17 protein-coding genes are annotated in these 19,799 nt (G+C 68.7%); 7 read left to right on the plus strand and 10 right to left on the minus strand.

What is annotated here, in order from left to right; all coding sequences use genetic code 11:
* Positions 1-4: 4 nt before the first annotated feature.
* The 4 genes from UAJ10_RS20835 to UAJ10_RS20850 all read right to left on the minus strand — a co-directional run bounded on the left by UAJ10_RS20835 (position 5) and on the right by UAJ10_RS20850 (position 6,001).
* Complete coding sequence (locus tag UAJ10_RS20835) at positions 5-2,317, minus strand: tetratricopeptide repeat protein (protein WP_322917129.1); 2,313 nt, start codon at positions 2,315-2,317, stop codon at positions 5-7.
* Positions 2,318-2,425: 108 nt separating this feature from the next.
* Positions 2,426-3,391, minus strand: a complete 966-nt coding sequence (locus UAJ10_RS20840; RefSeq protein ID WP_322917130.1) for a ribonucleotide-diphosphate reductase subunit beta — start codon at positions 3,389-3,391, stop codon at positions 2,426-2,428.
* 39 nt (positions 3,392-3,430) lie between these two features.
* Positions 3,431-4,084 (minus strand): EF-hand domain-containing protein, encoded by a 654-nt coding sequence (locus tag UAJ10_RS20845; RefSeq protein WP_322917131.1) that lies wholly within the window; start codon positions 4,082-4,084, stop codon positions 3,431-3,433.
* Between the two features lie 75 nt (positions 4,085-4,159).
* A complete protein-coding gene (locus UAJ10_RS20850) occupies positions 4,160-6,001 on the minus strand; it encodes a ribonucleoside-diphosphate reductase subunit alpha (RefSeq protein ID WP_322917132.1) in 1,842 nt (613 codons plus the stop codon).
* A 263-nt stretch (positions 6,002-6,264) separates the two neighbouring features.
* Here UAJ10_RS20850 and UAJ10_RS20855 point away from each other — a divergent pair, with 263 nt between their 5' ends.
* Positions 6,265-7,650, plus strand: a complete 1,386-nt coding sequence (locus UAJ10_RS20855; protein WP_322917133.1) for a CRTAC1 family protein — start codon at positions 6,265-6,267, stop codon at positions 7,648-7,650.
* A gap of 19 nt (positions 7,651-7,669) precedes the next feature.
* Here the strand turns inward: UAJ10_RS20855 and UAJ10_RS20860 are convergent, their stop codons facing one another.
* The gene (locus UAJ10_RS20860) at positions 7,670-8,485 is read right to left on the minus strand and encodes a hypothetical protein (protein ID WP_322917134.1); all 816 of its coding nucleotides are present in this window, start codon (positions 8,483-8,485) and stop codon (positions 7,670-7,672) included.
* A gap of 132 nt (positions 8,486-8,617) precedes the next feature.
* Between UAJ10_RS20860 and dgcA the strand changes: the two genes are divergently transcribed.
* Positions 8,618-9,604, plus strand: a complete 987-nt coding sequence (gene dgcA / locus UAJ10_RS20865; RefSeq protein ID WP_322917135.1) for an N-acetyl-D-Glu racemase DgcA — start codon at positions 8,618-8,620, stop codon at positions 9,602-9,604.
* Between the two features lie 172 nt (positions 9,605-9,776).
* Positions 9,777-11,681, plus strand: a complete 1,905-nt coding sequence (locus tag UAJ10_RS20870) for an ATP-binding response regulator (RefSeq protein WP_322917136.1) — start codon at positions 9,777-9,779, stop codon at positions 11,679-11,681.
* On the opposite strand, the gene UAJ10_RS20875 is transcribed toward UAJ10_RS20870, so the two are convergent.
* A complete protein-coding gene (locus UAJ10_RS20875) occupies positions 11,638-12,123 on the minus strand; it encodes a YajQ family cyclic di-GMP-binding protein (protein WP_040846069.1) in 486 nt (161 codons plus the stop codon). The two genes, UAJ10_RS20870 and UAJ10_RS20875, sit on opposite strands and share 44 nt — an antisense overlap.
* A 360-nt stretch (positions 12,124-12,483) precedes the next feature.
* Between UAJ10_RS20875 and UAJ10_RS20880 the strand changes: the two genes are divergently transcribed.
* The 3 genes from UAJ10_RS20880 to UAJ10_RS20890 are packed head-to-tail and all read left to right on the plus strand — an operon-like array spanning position 12,484 to position 15,346.
* Complete coding sequence (locus UAJ10_RS20880) at positions 12,484-13,290, plus strand: N-acetylmuramoyl-L-alanine amidase family protein (protein ID WP_322917137.1); 807 nt, start codon at positions 12,484-12,486, stop codon at positions 13,288-13,290.
* A 57-nt stretch (positions 13,291-13,347) separates the two neighbouring features.
* Entirely contained in the window at positions 13,348-13,947 is a 600-nt protein-coding gene (locus UAJ10_RS20885) for a BON domain-containing protein (protein ID WP_322917138.1), read from the plus strand.
* Positions 13,934-15,346, plus strand: a complete 1,413-nt coding sequence (locus UAJ10_RS20890) for a hypothetical protein (RefSeq protein ID WP_322917139.1) — start codon at positions 13,934-13,936, stop codon at positions 15,344-15,346. Before UAJ10_RS20885 ends, UAJ10_RS20890 begins: the two co-directional genes overlap by 14 nt.
* A gap of 64 nt (positions 15,347-15,410) precedes the next feature.
* On the opposite strand, the gene panE is transcribed toward UAJ10_RS20890, so the two are convergent.
* Together panE and UAJ10_RS20900 are read right to left on the minus strand one after the other, a co-directional pair.
* Positions 15,411-16,334 carry a 2-dehydropantoate 2-reductase gene (panE, locus tag UAJ10_RS20895; protein WP_322917140.1) on the minus strand — a complete coding sequence of 308 codons (924 nt, stop codon included), beginning with the start codon at positions 16,332-16,334 and terminating at the stop codon, positions 15,411-15,413.
* Positions 16,335-16,378: 44 nt separating this feature from the next.
* Positions 16,379-17,323: a LytTR family DNA-binding domain-containing protein gene (locus tag UAJ10_RS20900; RefSeq protein ID WP_322917141.1), complete on the minus strand. Its 945-nt coding sequence runs from the start codon at positions 17,321-17,323 to the stop codon at positions 16,379-16,381.
* Between the two features lie 159 nt (positions 17,324-17,482).
* On the opposite strand from UAJ10_RS20900, the gene UAJ10_RS20905 reads away from it, so the two are divergent.
* The gene (locus UAJ10_RS20905) at positions 17,483-17,992 is read left to right on the plus strand and encodes a DUF6622 family protein (protein ID WP_322917142.1); all 510 of its coding nucleotides are present in this window, start codon (positions 17,483-17,485) and stop codon (positions 17,990-17,992) included.
* A 75-nt stretch (positions 17,993-18,067) separates the two neighbouring features.
* Here the strand turns inward: UAJ10_RS20905 and UAJ10_RS20910 are convergent, their stop codons facing one another.
* Together UAJ10_RS20910 and UAJ10_RS20915 are read right to left on the minus strand one after the other, a co-directional pair.
* Positions 18,068-19,189 (minus strand): CobW family GTP-binding protein, encoded by a 1,122-nt coding sequence (locus UAJ10_RS20910; protein ID WP_322917143.1) that lies wholly within the window; start codon positions 19,187-19,189, stop codon positions 18,068-18,070.
* A gap of 44 nt (positions 19,190-19,233) precedes the next feature.
* Complete coding sequence (locus UAJ10_RS20915) at positions 19,234-19,713, minus strand: Fur family transcriptional regulator (RefSeq protein WP_322917144.1); 480 nt, start codon at positions 19,711-19,713, stop codon at positions 19,234-19,236.
* Positions 19,714-19,799 lie beyond the last annotated feature (86 nt).

A 19,799-nucleotide genomic window follows, 5' to 3' on the forward strand; every position in this document is an offset into this window, starting at 1 on the left:
AAGACTAGAACCCGAACAGGCGGCGGAACGCCCCGTCCTGCGCCGCCGGCACGCTGTGCCGGGCCGCCAGCTCGGCCAAGGCCGCGGCCATGGCCGCCATCGGGCTGGACCAATCGTTCATGCGGGTTTGCCGGAACAGCCGGGCGGTGGGATACCAGGGGCTGTCCGCCCGGTCGCGCATCCACCGCCAATCCGGCCGGTTGGAAATGAGCAGCCAAACCGGCTTGCCCAAGGCGCCCGCCAAATGGGCGACCGAGGTATCGACGGCAATCACCAGATCCAGGTTGGCGATGGCCGCCGCGGTCTCGCCGTAGTCGGTCAGGCGTGCGGACAGGTCCGTCACCCGCCCGGCCGGCATTTGCCCCACATCCCCGGCGCGCGGGCCCACCTGCAGGCTGTACCAGCGCACGCCCGGCACCGCCCACAGCGGGTCCAGCGCCGCCAGCTGGTGGATGGACCGATGGCGGTCGCCCCTGTGGCCGGGATTGCCGGCCCAGACCAGCCCCACCCGGGGGCCGGGCGCGCGGATGCCCGCGTCCTCCGCCGCGAACCAGGCGCGCCAGCGGGCCAGGGCGGCGGGCGGCGGCGTCATATAGGGGACCGCCGCCGGCACCGTCGCCAGCGTGGTGCCCAGCATGTAGGGCAGGCTGAGCAAGGGGGCATGCACGTCACAGATCGTCGGCACCTCGTCATCCACCAGCAGCGCGTCGACGCCCGGCACGCTTGCCACCAGATCCGCCAGGCTGCGCGGCGTGCGCAGCACGATGCGGGCCGGCGGGCCAGAGCGCCCCGGTCCGCCCCACCATCGCCGATCGGCATAGCGGCTGAACTGGATCAGGTCGCCCATGCCCTGCTCGGTGTGCAGCGTCAAGGTGCGGCCGGTCAGGTCCTGGCCCGGGCGCCAGGCGCGCTCGGGCATCACGTCCCACAGCCGGGTCTCGTGCCCATCCCGCAGGCGCCACTCATATTCCACCCAGCCTTCCTCCAGCTGGCCCAGCTGCAGGCAGGCCATGCCCAAATTGACATGGGCGGTGACGAAGTTGGGCTTGAGGGCGATGGCCCGGCGCAGCGCGGCCTGTGCCTCCGACACCCGCCCGGCGTCCAGCAGCACGATTCCCAAGGTGTTGTGCATGTCCGCGTTGCTGGGCGCCACCGCCAGCCCACGAACCGCGGCGGCGAGCGCCTCCCCACTGCGGTCCAGCCCGTGCAGGGCGGCGGCCATCACACCCAGCGCCAGCTCGCTGTCAGGCTGCAGCACCAGCGCCTGCCGCGCCATGTCCACCGCCTCCTCCAGGCGGTTCTGGCCCTGCAAGGCGACCGCCAGGCAAACGCGGGCGTCGATCGACTGCGAATCGCGGGCCAGCGCGTCACGCCCCAGCGCCTCCACCTCCTCCCAGCGCTGTCGTTCCACCAGGCAGCCCGATAGGGCGTGGATGGCGTCGGACAGCCCAGGGTCCAGCGCCACGGCCCGCCGGAGGGACTCGATGGCGGCGTCCAGTTCCTTCATGTCGCGCAAGGCCACGCCCAGGCAGGTGTGCGCCAGGGCCAAGTCTGGCTGCAAGCCAAGGGCCCGGCGCGCCATGTCCGCCGCCTCCGCCACCGCGCCATCAGCCTGTAGCGCGATGCCGAGGTTGCACCAGTGCCCGGCGTCCTGGGGCGCCAGTTCCACCGCGCGCCGATAGGCGGTGATGGCGTCCCCCAGCCGCCCAAGGCCGCGCAGGGCGTTCCCCAAATTGCCCTGCGCATCGGCATAATCGGGCGAGAGGCCCAGGGCCTGGGCATAGGCATCCAGCGCCGCCTGGGCATGGCCGGCCGCGAGGTGGGCGTTGCCGATGGCGTTCAGCTCGATGGCCTTGTCCCGCCGCCCGTCCGCCATCGGCGGGCGGGGCGCCATCTCGGCCAGCGGCGGGGCCGGCTGCAATTCCGCGGCCCGGCGGTGGATGGCCATGGCCTCGTCCTGGCGTCCCGCATCGGCCAGGGCGTTCCCCAGATTGGCCAACAGTTGGGCATTGTCCGGCTGGGCCGCCACGGCGGCGCAGTAGGCCTCGATGGCCTCGACCAGCTGGCCCTGGCGATGCAAGGCCGCGCCCAGGTTGGCCAACGCAGGTATGAAATCCGCCCGCGCGGCCAAGGCCCGCCGGAAAGCGTCCACCGCCGCCTCGGCGTAGCCCAGCTGCAGCAGCGCCACGCCCAGGTGGGTCCAAGCCGCCGCGTCATCCGGCGCCGCCGTCACGACGGTGTTGTAATAGGCCGCCGCGTCGGCCCACTGGCCGTCCAGCAGCAATTTCCGGCCGTCGTCGCCCACATCCAGCCCCATTCTCTCAACGCGCCCCAACTTGATGGCATCCTAGAACGAAAAAGGGCGCCGATGTCACCACCGACGCCCCCTTACCCTCGAACGGATAGCGCCCGCACCCAGGCAGGATCAGTCGAACGCCTCGTCCCAGCTGCCGCCGGTGGCGGCCTTACTGTATTCGGTGGCGCGATTTTCGAAGAAGTTGGCGTGTTCCACGCCGTTCAGCATGACGTCCATCCAGGGCAGCGGGTTCTTTTCCACGCGATAGATGGGCTGCAGTTCCAGCTGCACCAGGCGGCGGTCGGCGATCCAGCGGATGTACTGCTTCACGTCCTCGGCCGTCAGGCCCTGCACGCCGCCCATCTCGAACGCCAGGTCGATGAAGGCGTCCTCATGCGCCACGATGGTGGAACAGGCGACGTAGAGTTCCTTCTGGAACGACTCCGTCCAGATGTCCGGGTTCTCGGCGACGAAGGTGCGGAACAGGCGGATGGCGGACTGGGTGTGCAGCGTCTCGTCGCGCACCGACCAGGTCACGATCTGCCCCATGCCCTTCATCTTGTTGAAGCGCGGGAAGTTCATGAGGATGGCGAAGGAGGCGAACAGCTGCAGGCCTTCGGTGAAGGCGCCGAACACCGCCAGGGTCTTGGCGATGTTGGCGGGGTTGTCCACCGTGAATTCCTGCATGTAGTCGTACTTGTCCTTCATCTCCTTGTAATGGAGGAAGGCGGAGTACTCGACCTCGGGCATGCCGATGGTGTCCAGCAGGTGGCTGTAGGCCGCGATGTGGATGGTCTCGATGTTGGAGAAAGCCGAGAGCATCATCTGCACCTCGGTCGGCTGGAACACCGCCGCGTACTTCTTCATGTAGCAGTTGTTCACCTCGACGTCGGCCTGGGTGAAGAACCGGAAAATCTGGGTCAGCAGGTTGCGCTCGCCGTCCGACAGCTTCTGGCGCCAATCCTTCACGTCGTCGGCCAGCGGCACCTCCTCCGGCATCCAGTGCAGGCGCTGCTGCGTCAGCCAGGCCTCATAGGCCCACGGATAACGGAAGGGCTTGTAGACGGGGTTCGGGGTCAAAAGCTGGCTGGGCACGGGCGAAATCCGTTCGTCTATACGTCGTTGGTGAAATAGTCAGAACCAGCCTGACGACTTCGTCAGCGCCTCGAAGGGCGCCATCATCGCCGCCAGGAATTCATCGGCGGTCACTTTGCCGTCGTGGTCGGTGTCCCACTTGTCGAACTTGCGCAGCGACTGGGCGCGCAACTCCTCGCGGGTCACCCGGAAATCGCTGTCGGTGTCGGCCGACATCACCGGATCCAGGCCCACCTGCAGGCGCACGCGGGAGCCCTGGTAGCTCGCGCCGTCGGGCAGCGCCTCCACCGAATCCGGCTGCACCGCGCGCTCCTGGGCACCCAGCAGGGGCGTCACCGGATGCGACCGCGCCCGGAAGGGCTGGCTCAGGCGGTACTTCTCCAGTTCGGCCGAGGTGATGCTGCCATCGTGGTCCAGGTCGAACAGGTCGAAACTCCGGTCCGCGTCGGCGATGACCTCATCCCGGGTCAGCACGCCGTCGTGGTTGGTGTCCGTCTGGTGGAACCAGAGCATCAGCACCGCCTTGTATTGCAGCTGGCTGCCCGAGGGCGGCCCCAGGATCTGCCCCGACGGGCTGACCGGCACCAGTTGCAGGAAGGGATTCACCGGCAGGTCATGCCCCCCGCACCCCGCCAAGCCGAACCCCAGGGCGCCCGCCAAGGCCACCCTGGCCAGTGCCTTCACAACCCGCATGCGACTTCCCCGCCAGCATCAATGGACCGATCCCGGAAGACCGGCCCCTGGAGCCATTGATCGTGGATCAAGGGCTCACTGGCAAGCCAGGCATTCCTCGTAGTTGTTGGTTTCCACGGCCGCCGGGGCGCTGGCTTTCGCTTCCGTCTTCTTGGCCACGACGGCGCCGATGTCGGCCTCCGCGCGCTGGATGGACATGGAGCGAAGATAGTAGAGGCTCTTCACGCCCTTCTTCCAGGCTTGGAAGTGGATCTGGTGCAGGTCGCGCTTATGCACGTCGGCCGGCAGGAAGATGTTCAGGCTCTGCGACTGGCAGATGAAGGGCGTGCGGTCGGCCGCATGCTCGATCAGCCAGCGCTGGTCCAGTTCGAACGCCGTCTTGAAGACGTCGCGCTCCAGATCCGTCAGGAAGTCCAGGTGCTGGACGGAACCGCCGTTCAGCGTGATGGACGACCAGGTGTCCTCGTCGTTGCGACCATAGGTCGCGAGCACCTGCTCCAGGTGCTTGTTACGCACCGAGAACGATCCGGAGAGCGTCTTGTGGTTGAAGGCGTTGGCAGCCGCCGGCTCGATGCCCGGCGAGGCACCGCCGCAGATGATGGAGATGCTGGCGGTGGGCGCGATGGCGATCTTGTTGGAGAAGCGCTCCTCCGAGCCATAGTCGGCGGCGTCCGGGCACGGCCCGCGCTCGCGCCCCAGCTTCAACGACGCCTCGTCGGCCTGACGCTTGATGTGGGCGAACATGCGCTTGTTCCACACCTTGGCCATCACGCCCTCAAGCGGAAGGCCCTGGCTTTGCAGGAAGCTGTGGAAGCCCATGACACCCAGCCCCACCGAGCGCTCGCGCATGGCGGAATAGCGGGCGCGCTCCATGTCGTCCGGCGCCTTGGCGATGAAGTCGCTCATGACGTTGTCGAGGAAGCGCAGCGTGTCCTCGATGAAGGTGGGATGGTCCTGCCACTCCAGGAAATATTCCAGGTTCAGGGACGACAGGCAGCAGACGGCCGTCCGCTCGTTGCCCAGCTGGTCCAGCCCCGTGGGCAGCGTGATCTCGCTGCACAGGTTGGACATCTTCACCGACAAACCCGCCAGCTTGTGGTGTTCCGGCATGGCGCGGTTCACGTGGTCGATGAACAGCAGGTAGGGCTCGCCCGTCTCGATGCGGGCGGTCAGGATGCGGATCCACAAGGACCGGGCGGAAATGCGGCGGATGACCGAGCCGTCCTTGGGGCTGGTCAGCGCCCATTCCTCATCAGCCTCGACCGCGCGCATGAAAGCGTCGGGGATGACCACGCCGTGGTGCAGGTTCAGCGCCTTGCGGTTCGGATCGCCGCCGGTGGGACGGCGCATCTCGATGAATTCCTCGATCTCGGGGTGGGAGACCGGCAGGTAGGTCGCGGCTGAACCGCGGCGCAGGCTGCCCTGGCTGATGGCCAGGGTCAGGCTGTCCATGACGCGGATGAAAGGCACCACGCCGGAGGTCTTGCCGTTGCCGCCGACCTTCTCACCGATGGAGCGCAGGTTGCCCCAGTAGCTGCCGATGCCGCCACCGCGCGAGGCCAGCCAGACGTTCTCATTCCAGAGGTCGACGATGCCCTTCAGGCTGTCGTTGCACTCGTTGAGGAAGCAGCTGATGGGCAGGCCGCGCGAGGTGCCGCCGTTGGACAGCACGGGCGTGGCCGGCATGAACCACAGCTTGGAGATATAGTCGTACAGCCGCTGGGCATGGGCCGCGTCGTCGGCGTAATAGCTGGCCACGCGCGCGAACAGATCCTGGAAGCTTTCACCGGGCAGCAGGTAGCGGTCGGTCAAGGTGGCCTTGCCGAACGCCGTCAACAGATCGTCACGGGAATGATCCACAACGACCGCCGGACGGTTAGCAACTTGAATCCTGCCGAAAACGTCTCCGTCCCGCATGACTTATCCCCAGGCTGTGTATGAATTGCGCTGTGGATAACCGAGGACCGGATACCACATCTAGCGGCAACGAGCGCTGATCCTACCAAATCGTGACAGTACGCCAACGGATTTTTTGTACCTCAGAAGGGCATTTTTCCATTGCGTCGGAAAAGCCCAGGGATACTGCGGCCAGCATGGGGTATCCTGCCCGCCAGCCATGGTTAATGAGGGTGCGGAACCTGCCCGAAAGGGGGCCGCCCGTTGCCCTGGAGGGTCGCCTGATGTTCATCGCGTGCTCCAACCTCATCGTTCCCAACCCCCCTATATCTTGTGCCGGCATCGCGGTGGGGGACATAGATGGTGATGGACGCTTTGATTTCGTCGTCACCTGCGCCGACGCGCCCAACCGCGTGCTGAGCTGGGACGGCGGCGCCTTGGTGGAGCATCCGGCGGGCCCCCTGGCCGACGCCAGCGCCTGCGCCCGGGCGGCCCTGTTCGCCGACATGGATGGCGACGGCCGGGAAGAGCTCTACATCTTGAACGAACCCGTCGCGGCCGGCGCGCTGCCCACGCCGGACCGGCTGTTCGCCTGCTTCGGCAACCGCTGGGTCGACCTGGCCGCGCTGCCGGAAAATTTCGCCGCCGCCAACCGCGCCGCCGGCACGTCGCTGGCCTGCCTGGACCGCCACGGCACCGGCCGTTACAGCATCGTGGTCGGTGGCGAGGGCGTGCCCCTGCAGCTGTTCGAGCTGGACCGCCGCGGCCGCCTGCACGAGGTGGCGGAGGAGGCGGGGCTGGACATCGAGGCTGACGCCCGGCTGCTGCTGGGCTCCTGCCTCACCGGCTCCCTGCCCGACCTGTTCGTCGGCTGCGCCAACGGCCCCAACCTGTTGTTCCGCAACCTTGGCGGCGGCCAGTATGAGGAGATCGCGGACGAGGTGGGGCTGGACGACCCCTTCGCCAACGCCAGCGCCGCCACCATCCTGGACGCCGACGGCGACGGGCTGGTCGACCTGCTGCTGGGCAACATCCAGGGACCGCAGCGCCTGTTCCAGCATCGCGCCGGCGGCGGCTTCGTCGACGTGGCGCCGGCGGAGATGGCGCAGCCGGGTCCGGTGCGCGCCGTCATCGCCGCCGATTTCGACAATGACGGCTATGAGGAGCTGTTCTTCAACATGCACGGCCAGCCCAACCGCCTGTTCGCCTGGCGGGAGGATCGCTGGGTGTCCATCGACGTGGGCGATGCCGCCGAGCCGGAGGGCCTGGGCACCGCCGCCGTGGTGGCCGACATCGACGGCGACGGCCAGCTGGAACTGCTGCTGGGCCATGGCGATGGCGAGGCCCAGCCCCTGTCGCTGTTCCTGGCCTCCCCCACCGGCAACAACTGGCTACGCGTCCTGCCCCTGACAGCCGGCGGCGCGCCGGCGCGCGGCGCCACCGTCTGCCTGACCGCCGGCGGCCGGCGGCAGCTGCGCAGCATCACCAGCGGGTCCGGCGGCCCCTACCAGCGCGAGCCCGTGGCCCATTTCGGCCTGGGTGAGCTGACAGTGGTCGACCTGCTCGACATCACTTGGCCGGACGGCGCCACCCTGCGGGTGGAACAGCCCGACCTCTGCCGCCTGATGGTGGTCCACCATCCCAGCCTGGGGCAGCAGCCGACGTGCTGAACCCTTGGCCTGGCCGTCGTCAGGACGGCGCCACGGCTGGCGCCTGGCGGCGGGTGCGCCCCAGGGTCAGGCCATAGAAACGGGCGAGCATGACGGCATAGGCGCCCCAACCCACGCCATACAGGCCGACGCTGACGGCGTAGCTGGCGGCGATCTCGACCGGATCGGTCAGCCGGCTGAACAGGGGGGTAACGAAGGCGGGCAGCACCGTCAGCAGGCTGAGCGCCGTCAGTCGCACGGACAGGCCGCGGGTGGCGATCCAACCCAGGCGGAAAGAGGCCGCACCGCCCACCGCCAGGGGCACCACCCCCACCATCAGGCGGCCGAAGATGCCCATCATGATCAGCACCAGCGGCAGAGCCACCAGCACGAACAGGCCGCCCGCCACCGATTCCGGCATCTCCATGCCCAACGCCACCAGGGCGCCGTCGAGCAGGCGCAAGGAGGGCAGCAGGAAGACCAGCACCGGCAGGGCGCTGACGATGGCCGCCAGCATCCACCCCAGGTAAGCCAGTTCCCGCCGGCCCAGGCTGGGGCTGAGGAAGCCCACCCCGTCATCCGCCTGCAACACCCAGCGCGCCCACCAGACCTGCATGCGGATGAAGAACCAGGCGTTGAAGATCATGGGCACGAGGTGGAAAGGCAGAACCTCCGCCTCCCACGCCTCCTCCAGCGCGGGGTCCACCGGCCGGGGGTGGGTCAGCGCCAGGATGACATAGAGGACCATCATCACCAGGGCCGGCATGCCGGCGAAACGCACGGTGCGCCCGGGATCGGACAGCACCTCGCGGAACGCGGCCGCCGCCTCATGCCACACCATCGGCTTGCGCCGCACGTCCTCCATAACCACCCAACCCTCGACTACCGTCCCGCCGCCCCGGAGAATGCCGGATCGCGCCGGTCGTGGCGAAGCGTTATGTTGCCGCGCCCCGCCGGTGGCGGCGCCTTTTCCCCAAGGTCTATCCCAATGCCCTCTTCGCTGACCGTCCGCGCCGAGACCTTCCCCATCCGCGGCACCTTCCGCATCTCACGCGGCGCCAAGACCGAGGCGCATGTGGTGGTGGCGGAGGTGACGGATACGGGTGCCACAGGCCGGGGTGAATCCGTGCCCTATGCCCGCTATGGCGAAACGGTGGCCAGTGTGGTGGCGGATCTGGAGGCGATGGCGCCCGCCGTGGCCGACGGCCTGACCCGCGCCGATCTGCAGCGCCAGATGCCGCCGGGGGCGGCGCGCAACGCCCTGGACTGCGCCCTGTGGGACCTGGAGGCCAAGCGGACGGGCGTCCCCGCCTGGCGCCTGGCCGGCCTGGCGTCGGCCCCGGCGCCGCTCGCCACCGCCTTCACCCTGTCGGTGGACACGCCGGCGGCCATGGGCGCCGCCGCCCGCGCCGCCGCCCACTGCCCCCTGCTGAAGCTGAAGCTGACCGGCGAGGGCGACCTGGACCGGGTGGCGGCGGTTCGGGAGAACGCGCCCCACGCCCGCCTGATGGTGGACGCCAACGAGGGCTGGAGCCTGGAGCAGCTGGACCGCTACGCCCCGGCGCTGGCGGCCCTGGGGGTGGAACTGCTGGAACAGCCCCTGCCGGCCGGCCGCGACGCCGACCTCGCGGGGTATCAATGCCCCATCCCCCTGGGCGCCGATGAATTGGTGCACGGGCTGGACAGCCTGAGCGCCCTGATCGGCCGCTACCAGGTGGCCAACATCAAGCTGGACAAGACCGGCGGCCTGACGGAGGCGCTGGCCATGAAGGCGGCCTGCGAGGCGGCGGGCCTTCGTGTCATGGTGGGCTGCATGGTGGCGACCTCGCTGTCCATGGCGCCGGCCCATCTGCTGGCCCAGGGCGCCGCCTTCATCGACCTGGACGGCCCCCTGCTTCTGGCCCGCGACCGAATGCCCGGCATCCGATACGAGGGCGCTGTCGCCGCCCCGCCGCCCCCTGCCTTATGGGGATAGGGAAATCGATGCGCACCAATGGCTTATGAAGGGATACCCTCCCCTTTGGCGTCCTCTGGGCGCCTCTGTCGAACGGCCTCCCCCTGGGGGCCTACGCCCAAGGGCGCACTTCGCTTTTGGCCTAAAAGAGGATTAACTCGGGGCCTGCCAAGTAAAACGTCTGGTTGGGGCCATGTTAAATCGAATTCTGGGCCGGGAACAGGGAGAGCAGCGGGAAGAATTGGCCCGTCTGCGCGCGGAAAACGCCGCCCTGAAAGCGGAAAACGCCTTGCTGAACCGCTTGTCGGCCCCGTCCCCCCTGCTGGCGTTCGTGCAGGATGGTGATCTGCGCTACGTCTGGGCCAAGGGACCCGTCGCGGCCTTCGGCCCCGGCGTGCTGGGCCTGACCGACCTGGACATCCGCAATGGCCGCGGCAAGAACGCCGAGGGTTTCACCACCCTGCACGCCATCAAGGGCCGCATCCTGGAAACCGGCCGGGGCGAGCGGCACATGTTCCGCCTGGAAATCCCGGGGGAGACGGAAAGCCGGCTGTACGACCTGGTGCTGGAACCCCACCGCGAGCCGGATGGCAGCATCACCGGCATCGTCGGCCTGGGCCTGGACATCACGGTGGAAACGGCGCGCCGGGGCGCCGTGGCCTTGGCCGAGGCGCAGGCGGTGAAGGCGGAAGCGGAACGGGCGAACCGCGCCAAGTCGCGCTTCCTGGCCGCCGCCAGCCACGACCTGCGCCAGCCCTTCCAGGCCATGCGCCTGTTCCTGCACCTGCTGGAAACCCGTCTGACCGACGATCCCCAGCGCGACCTGGCGACCAAGCTGACGGAGTCGCTGGACGCCACCGAGGATCTGCTGAACGCCCTGGTCCAGATCTCCGCGCTGGAGGCCGCGACCGTCACGCCCACGCCCACGCGCTTCGCCCTGTCCACGGTCATGGAACGGCTGGCGGGTGAGTTCAGGCCCCTGGCCGCCGCCAACGGCGTCAACCTGCGCTACATCCCCACCACCGCCCAGGTCAACAGCGACCCCGTCCTGCTGGACCGTATGGTGCGCAACCTGATCGTCAATGCCGTGCGCCACACCCGCAAGGGCGGCATTCTCATCGGCTGCCGGCGCCGGGGCACGACGGTGCGGTTGCAGGTATGGGACACCGGCTGCGGCATTCCGGCCGACCAATTGCCCTTCATCTTCGATGAGTTCTATCGCGGCGAGACCGTCGCCGGCACGCCGACGGCCCAAGGCGGGCAAGCCAAGCGCGACGCGCAGCATGGCCTGGGCCTGGGCCTGGCCATCGTCAAGAAGACCGCCACCCTGTTGGGCCTGACGGTCACCGTCATCTCCACCCCCAACCGGGGGTCCGGCTTCACCATCACCTTGCCGCTGGCCGAGCCGGTGCGGGCGCCCGCCCCCCGCCCTGTCCTGGTGGCCGAGGCCCGGCCGGCCGCCGCCACGGCGACCGAGCCGGTCAAGGAACCCCCGCCCGGCACTGTCCCCCGCCCGGTGCAGGATCCGGAGGTGAAGGAGCCTGGAACCGTGGAGCCGCCGGTGAAGGAGCCGTCGAAGGACCAGCCGCCCAGCGGCGTGCTGCCCAGTGGCGTGCTGGTCGCCCTGCTGGAGGATGACCCGCTGCAGTTGGTGGCGCTGGAGGCCATGGTGGAGGATTGGGGCTGTGTGCCCCTGGCCGCGTCCACGCCCGAGGCGCTGTTCGAGGGGCTGAACAAGACGGACGCGGTCCCGCGCCTGGTCATTTCGGACAATCGCCTGCCCGGCAACCGGCGCGGCATGGACGTCATCGCCGAGATCCGCAAGCGCTACGGCGGGGATGTCGGCGGCATGCTGGTGACGGGCGACACCGATCCCCAGTTGATGGAGCAAGCCACCGCCGCCGGCGTCGTGGTCGTGCACAAGCCCATCGCCCCGCCCCGCCTGCAGCGCCTGGTGGTGGACGCCCTGCAGAACGGCACCGGGCAGAACGGCACCGGGCAAGACGGCACGGGCGCCGGCCAAGGCCGCGCGCCCGTGGCGCCCCCTTCCGGGGTCAGTCCCGGAAGTTCTCGTATTGCAGCGGCTGCTCGATCTTGAGGCCTTTCACCAGGCGGATGGCGTCCTGAAGGTCGTCGATCTTCTTGCCGGTGACACGCAGCTCGTCACCCTGGATGGCCGCCTGGACCTTCATCTTGCTGTCCTTGATGGCCTTGACGATGGTCTTGGCCAGTTCCTTGTCGATGCCCTGCTTCACCTTGACCTCCTGGCGGCGGGCGTCGCCGGCGGCGCGCTGGTCGTCGCCCCAGTCCAGGCAGCCCACGTCCAGCTTGCGCCGGGTGAGGTGCACCTTCAGCATTTCCTGCATCTGGGACAGCTTGGGCGCGTCATCGGCCACGATGGTGATGACGTCGTCCTTGTGCTCAATGGTGCACTTGGCGCCCTTGAAATCGAAGCGCTGGCCCAGTTCCCGCACCACGCCCGCCACGGCGTTGTCCACCTCGGCTTTGTCGGTCTTGGAAACGATGTCGAAGGACGGCATGGCAGTCAGGCTCCCGCATGAACGATGATGGAACGGCGCCGCAACGGCGGCGCGCCTACCCCGGTTCTAGCACGCCCCTTTGACGGGGCACACCCCCAGGGCGGCGGCGGGGGCATGCGGCGGCCCGGGGTTCGCCTGGCGCTGGCCAGGGCCGTCATCCGCCCGCAACACCTGCCCATGTTTCTCGAGTCTCCCCCCAAGATTTTGTTGCGATACGGCATGGTGCGGGTCAAACATACCGCATGCGGAAAGGTCCGGGCTTTCCGGGCGCCGCCGCATGCATCGCATGGTTGCGCCGCAGAACGGCGCCGCACGCCAAAGCACGATTCTCAAGCAGTTCATTCGGGCGGATTTAGTCTCATGGATCGCAGGGCCATCCTCCGGCTTGCCGTCGGAATACCGTTCCTGGGCGTCGGCGGCCTTGTCCGCCCGGGACAGGCCGAGCATCTGATCAACGTGGCCGCGCGCCCCATCGCGCCGCGCGTGCCCCGGCTGGTGATGATCGACCCCGGCCACGGCGGCAAGGACCCCGGCGCCATCGGCCATGAAGGCACCTATGAGAAGGACGTGACGCTGGACCTGGCCAAGGAACTGGCCCTGCAGCTGCGCAAGACCCAGGGCCTGAACGCCGGCCTGACGCGGGAAGACGATCATTTCCTGGAGTTGGGGGAGCGGGTGGACGTGGCGCGCGAGGCCAAGGCCGACCTGTTCCTGTCCATCCATGCCGACAGCGCCCCCAACGCCAACGCGCGCGGCCTGTCGGCCTACACCCTGTCGGAAAAAGCGTCGGACGCCTTCTCCCAAGCGCTGGCCGACAAGGAAAACTACGCGGACCGCCTGGGCCTGGACCTGAAGCACACCAAGCCGGTGGTGGCCGACATCCTGATGGATCTGGCCACCCGCCGCACCAAGGCGGCGTCCCTGGCGGCGCGCCAGGGCATCGTGCACGGGGCCGGGCGCGACCTGCGCCTGCTGGAAAACCCCATGCGCTCCGCCAACTTCGTGGTGCTGAAGGCGCCGGACATCCCGTCCGTGCTGGTGGAGACCGGATTCCTGTCCAACCGCCAGGACGAGGCGCTGCTGCGCGACCCCGCGCAGCGCAAACGCATCGCCGGCATCCTCGCGCGGGAATTGGCGACGCTGCTCGCCTCCCCCACTTTCGCCTGATTTCCGCTTTAGCCTGCCGCCGAGAATTTCCGAAAAACAGGGACCAGGGCATCGCTCATGACCTCCGCGACCATCACCGGCCAGCGCCGCCCCGTCACCGGCCCCGTCGTTCTGCTGCTGGCGGGCATGGGCGCGCTTCTGGCCGGGTGCCAGTCCCCGGGCCGCGAATCACCGGAGCTGGCGCGCCAGCGGGCGGAAGCGGCCGCCGAGGCGCCGCCTGTGCCCGACGGCCAGATCGATGAGCAGATTCACCGGCTTTGGAAGGAAAAAAGCCCGGAGATGAACAGCCGCCTGAACGTCACGGTCGACCGGGGCGAGGTGCTGCTGACCGGCAACGCCCGCGACCCTGATATGCGGGTGGACGCGGTGCGCCTGGCCTGGCAGGCCGACGGCGTGCGCAAAGTTTTGAATGAAATCAAGATCGCGGACGAAAGCAGCCTGTCCGACAGCGCCACCGACGCCTGGATCAACACCAAGCTGTGGGCGGCCCTGCTGCTGGATGGGCAGGTCAGGTCCAGCAACTACAGCATCGAAACCGTCAACCAGGTGGTCTACATCATGGGCGTCGCCCGTAGTGGGGTGGAGCTTGAGGCCGTGCTGCAGCACGCTCGCGAGCTGCCCCGCGTCCGCCAGGTTGTGAATTATGTCCGTCGTTGAGCGTGTTGCCGTGGGTGCTGTCCGTCCCTTGGGTCGTTTCCTGGCTCCTCCCGTCCTGGCCCTGACGCTGGCCCTGGCCCCCGCGGCGCCGGCCAGTGCCCAGCCCATTCCCGGGCTGGCCGGCAACCAGACGCTGCCCGACGCCCAGGCCATGGCCAACCGCCAGTTCGTCCAGGCGATGGAAGCCATCAAGAGGGCCGACCAGAGCTATGATTTGCAGGAGCAGACCAAGCTGCTGCTGCAGGCGGACAAGCTGCTGTCCAACATCCTGGTGCAAAGCCCGGAAAGCCCGCTGGCGGTGCAGCTGTCCACCAACCAGTTCGTGGGTGACTTCGACTACAACGACTTCAAGTCGCGCATCCGCAGCCTGGCCTGCAACGACGCACAGTCCACGGGCTGCTTCCTCTACCGTATCGAGGGGCTGATCCAGCCGGTGGACTATCCCATCACCGCCCCGCGCTGGGATTGGCTGTCGCTGGCGGTCGCCCACTACCATCTGGGCGACAAGGATCGCACCAAGCAGATCATCGCCCCCTTCATCGCCGCCTTCCGCCGCGCCCCGCCGGTGACGGACACGGGCCGCGACCTGTTCCTGGGCCGCGCCCTGTCGCTGACGGGCGAGGTGGACATGGCCCTGGACATCACCCGGCGCATCAACGACTGCTCCACCCGCATCTACAACCTGACCGACATCAGCCAGGCGCTGATCTGGAAGGGCGACAAGGGCCAGGCGGGCAAGCTGGTGGAAGAGGCGGCGGAATACGCCCAGGCCAACAACTGCGCCTGGGAACTGGGCCTGGTGGCCGAGGGCTTCTACAAGGCCGGCAACGAGGCCCGCGCCCACACCATGTTCCTGAACACGGTGGAAGAGCAGTTCAGCCGCTTCAAGGACCGCAAGGGCAATTGCTGCGCGCCGGAGCTGGCCGTGGCCGCCGGCGACCTGGGCGACCCCAACCTGGCGCTGGGCCTGCTGCGCACCGTGCAGCAGGAAAGCCCGTGGACCATCCCCGCCGTGCTCGGCCGCCTGGGAGCCCGGGGCGAGATGCAGCTGGCCACCACCTACGCCGAGCAGGTGCAGGACACCGACATCAAGGCGGAAACCTTCGTCCAGCTGATGGCCGACGCGCTGAAGACCGGCGACCGCAAGCAGGCGGAGGCCCTGTCCGGCCGCATCGACAAGCTGCTGTCCGCCGGCACCGACCCCAAGCCCTTGATCCTGGCCCAGCGCGCCCGCGCCGACAAACTGCTGTTCAAGGATCAGCGCTGGCGCAACACCTACCTGGCCGGCCTGTCGGCGGCGGAGCGCAGCAACAGCGGCGACACCCAGCGCAAGGATATCGCCGTGCCCATGCTGGCCGCCCTGGTGGAGATCGAGACCGGCACGCCCATGCTGCAGTGATGATAAAGGCCCCGGCTCTCGCACGGGGCCTTTTCATTTCCCACCAGTCGGAAGGGCGCCCCGCTCACGGGGCCGCGCGCCGCGCCTCGTAAGCTCGCAGATGGGTGGCGGCGAGGGTCAGCAGGGGAAGGTCCAAGCCCAGATCGCGGCCCCGGCGCAGCATGTCACCCACAATGTGCTCACCCTCCGTGGGGCCGCCCTTCTCGATGTCGCGCATCATCGAGGCTGACAGGCCGCTGTCCTCCTTGGTCAGGTGATAGCGGGATTCGGCGTCGCGCTCGGCACTGGGCGGATGGCCGGCGGCGGTGGCGACCCGGGTGCATTCATCCAGCAGGCCGGTGATGAAGGCCAGGCCGTCCGGCGCCTTCAGGATGGCGCCGATGGGGGCCCGCATCAGGGTGGTGCTGCCCGCCAGCGTCGCCAAGAAATAGAACTTTTCCCACATGTCGTGGACGATGTCCGGGCTGTTGACCACGGTGATGGGGCACTTGGCATAGGCCTCGGCCAGCGCCGCCGCCAAGGGCGCCTGGACCGGATGGCGGGCGCCGAAGGTCAGACGGTTGAACGCGTGCAGGTGGCGGATGGTGCCATCCGGGTCCATGGTGATGGTCAGGTGGCATAGGCCCCCCATCACCCGCTCCGCCCCGAAGGCGGCGTCCAGCCGGTCCAGGTGGTTCAGGCCGTTCAGCACCGGCAGGATGCGCGTCTCCGGCCCCACGGCCGGGCGTATGGTCTCGATGGCCGCGTCCAGGTCGTATGCCTTGCACGACAGCAGCACGAGGTCGAAGGGCTTGGTCACGCGGGTTACCGCCTGCACCGGGCTGATGATGTTGCCCTGGGGGCTGACCACCACCAGGCCGTTTTCCATCAGCTGGGCATGGCGCTTGGGCCGCACCAGGAAGGTGACGTTCTCCCCCGCCTGCATCAGGTGGCCGCCGTAGAAGCCGCCGGTGGCGCCGGCGCCCAGGACCAGGACACGCATGGTCATCGCTATCATCCCTTCTCGTTCCCCGGCCTTCGCCGGGCCTACTCTCACTCCGCCAGCCAGCCGGCCGCCCTCAGGCGCGGCAGGGCGGTGCGGCTGACCGGCACCACCATTCCGTCGCTGAGGCGCAGCTGCGCCGCCTGGCCGCGCACCGTGGCCTCCGCCACCGCCGCCCGCGCCACCCAGAAGGAGCGGTGGACCTGCATCCCCAACCCCTCCCCCAGTTCGGCGATGGCGTCGCGCAGGCGCATCAGCACGAGGTCCGAGCCGTCATCGGTGTGGATCCGCAGATAGTGATCCTCCGCCTCCAGCGCCAGAAGCCGGGCCTCGCGCAGGCGCGGGCAGGCGCGGGCCAGGAAGGCCGCCGCCAAGTCGGGGGCCAAGTCGGGGGCCGATTCCACCACCTCCGCATCCGGCGGAGACGCGACCCGGCCGGGCTCGGGCGCCGACGCCGTGGCCGGGGGTCCCTCCGGGTCCCGCCGGCCCAGGATGACGGCGAAGACCATGCTGGTGACGATCACCTGCGGCCAGGTGCGCCAGAAGTGCAGGGTACCCCCCTGGGCGCCCCCCTGGCCGCCCCCCTGGGCGCCCAAGGTCACCTTGGCGCACAGGCTGAACAGCAGGATGATCCACAGCGTGGCGGGCAGCGAGGCGATCAGGGCCGACACCCCGCGCCGCTGCCAGGCGGGCCAGGCGGCGGCGATGGGCCAGCGGCGCAAGGCCGCATGGACCGCGCGCGTCATGGCGGCGATGCCCAGGGCCGACGCGCACCAGAAGACCACACGCGACGGGCCGTCCATGGACAGGAAGGTGCCGTAGGGGCCGAACATGGCCAGCACCAGGGACAGCGCCACGACACCACCCCAACTGCGCACCCAGTCGGGCAGGTCGAAGGCGACGATGCCGGCAAGACTGCCCGGTGGCCGCCTTCCAGCGACCCCGGCGTCCGCCCCCTGCTGCACCCCGCGTTCCGCCGCCAAGACCGGCCTCATCCGTTCGCGCTTCGTGAACGGCCTTTACCAGCCACTCACGAAATCCGTCAAGCGGGCCGCGAAGGTGCCGTTGCCGGTGGGCGGCGGCTTGAGCGAAGGCTAGGCCCATCAACCACTTGGCCACGCCGCCCGGCGCAACATCCTGGAGCCCGCCCCGTCATGGAAATCCTCTCCCGCGTCATCAGCCACACCCCCACCTGGATCTTCGCTCTGTTCGCCTTCCTGGTGTTCATGGGGGCGCGGCGCCTGCGGACCACCGTGCAGCAGACCGGCCGCGTCTGGCTGATCCCCGGCGTCTTCATCATCTGGGGCCTGTATGGCCTGGTCACCCGCCCCGGCCCCCTGGGCCCGGTGCTGCTGGAATGGGCCGTGGGCGCCGGCGTCGGGCTGGGCCTAGCCAGCCTGACGACCGTCCGGGTGGAGGTGGACCGCGAGCGTGGCCTGGTGCGCCAGCCGGGCAGTTGGATGCCCCTGGTCCGCAACCTCTTCCTGTTCGGCTCCCACTACGTCCTGAACGTCCTGGCCGCCGCCCGCCCCGACCTGCGCGACACCGCCATCGCCCTGGACATCGGCGTGTCAGGCTTCAGCGTCGGCTACTTCGCCGGCTGGTCCTGGCGCTTCATCCAGAGCTACCGCCACGCCCCCGACATGGTGCTGGCCGCCGCCTGAGCCGACGCCCAAGGAAAAAGCGGCGGGAGGAGGGCCTCCTGCCGCTTTCGGTGTTCGCGGGCGTGAGATGAAACCTTACCCCACGCTTTTTCCCGTGCAACTGGCGTACAGGGTTTCGACCACTTGGCGGCTGACATCGCGGGTGATGAAGACGATGCGGCTGCGGTGGTCGTCGCTGGGCCAGGCGTCCAGCTGCACCGGGGGGTGGAAAAGGTGCTGGACGCCGTGGATGACGATGGGCTGGTCGCTCTCCACCACGTTCAGCACGCCCTTCACCCGCAGCACGTCGGGGCCGCGCAGGCGGGCCAGCGTCTCCAGGAACCCGACCAGCTCATCCCACACCAGGGGCTGGGTGAAGGTCAGGCAGAAGGCGCCGATGGCCTCGTCATGGCGGTTGGGATCATGGTCATGGTCCTCATGCGCGCAATGGCCGTGATCGTGGTCGCAATCGGCATGGTCATGGCCATCGTGATCATGGTCGTGGTGATGGTGATCATGATGGTGCCCATGGTCGTCATAGGCCTCCGCCCGCAGCCAGCGCTGGACGTCCAGGCTCTTGGTCTCCGGATTGTAGAGGCCGGCGTCGAACAGCAGCACGGGCAGCGCCTCGTCCGTCTGGGCGTCCACCACCAGGGCGGCGGGGTTCAGCTGCTTCAGCCGTTCCTTCAGATACTCCACCGCCTCGGGCGTGGCGATGTCGGTCTTGGTCAGCACCAGCCGGTCGGCCACCGCCGCCTGCTTCAGGCTTTCCTCTTGCGCATCCAGTTGCCCCATGCCGTGGACCGCGTCCACGGTGGTCACCACGCCGTCCAGGCGAAAGCGGGCCGCCACCAGCGGATCGGTCATCAGGGTGTGCAGGATGGGCGCCGGGTCGGCCAAACCGGTGGTCTCGATCACCACCCGGTCGAACTCCGGCACCTCATCGCGCAGGCGGCGCAGGTACAGGTCGCGCAGGGTGTCGGCCAGGTCGCTGCGGATGGTGCAGCAGATGCACCCCGAATCCATCAGCACCGTGTTCTCGTCCGCCTTGGCCACCAGCAGGTGGTCCAGCCCGACCTCGCCGAACTCGTTGATGATGACGGCGGTGCGGGCCATGCGCGGGTCGCGGATGATGCGGGACAGCAGCGTGGTCTTGCCGCTGCCCAGGAAACCGGTCAGGACGGAGATGGGCAGGCGGGCGGCTGAAACAGCGGTCACGGCAGGCGTTCCTTGAAGGTCATCGATGGATCAGGCGGCCGTGGTCAGACCGCCACTTGGCAGGCCGGGCAGAGGCCCAGGACCTCCACCGTCTGGCGCACGGCGCGGAACCCCCGGGCGGCGGCGCCGTTGGTGATGGCGTCGGTCACGGCGGGGTCGTTCAATTCGGTGGCGTCGCCGCAGCGCTCGCACACCAGGAACTGGCCGGCATGGCTCTGGCCCGGCTCCGGGCAGCCGACATAGGCGTTCAGCGATTCGATGCGGTGGACCAGGCCCTGTTCCACCAGGAAGTCCAGGGCGCGATAGACGGTCAGCGGCGCCACGCGTTTGCCGTCCACCGCCATCTCTTCCAGGATGGCGTAGGCGCCCCGCGGCTTGTGGCTGGACCACACCAGTTCCAGCACCCGCTCGCGCAGGGTGGTCAGGCGGGCGCCACGCGCCTCGCACAGGCTGTGCGCCCGGGTCAGGGCATCACCGACGCAGGCCTTGTGGTCATGGGCCTTGTGGTCATGACCCTGGGACAAAGTGCCACTGTGAACATGCGGGCTAGGGCTTTGGGTAGCCACCGACATCGTTGCTAGCCTTTCTCGAACTGCCATTTCAGGCGAAC

The organism is Nitrospirillum guaranorum (genome assembly GCF_034653275.1).
In the GTDB taxonomy this organism is placed as follows: Bacteria; Pseudomonadota; Alphaproteobacteria; order Azospirillales; family Azospirillaceae; genus Nitrospirillum.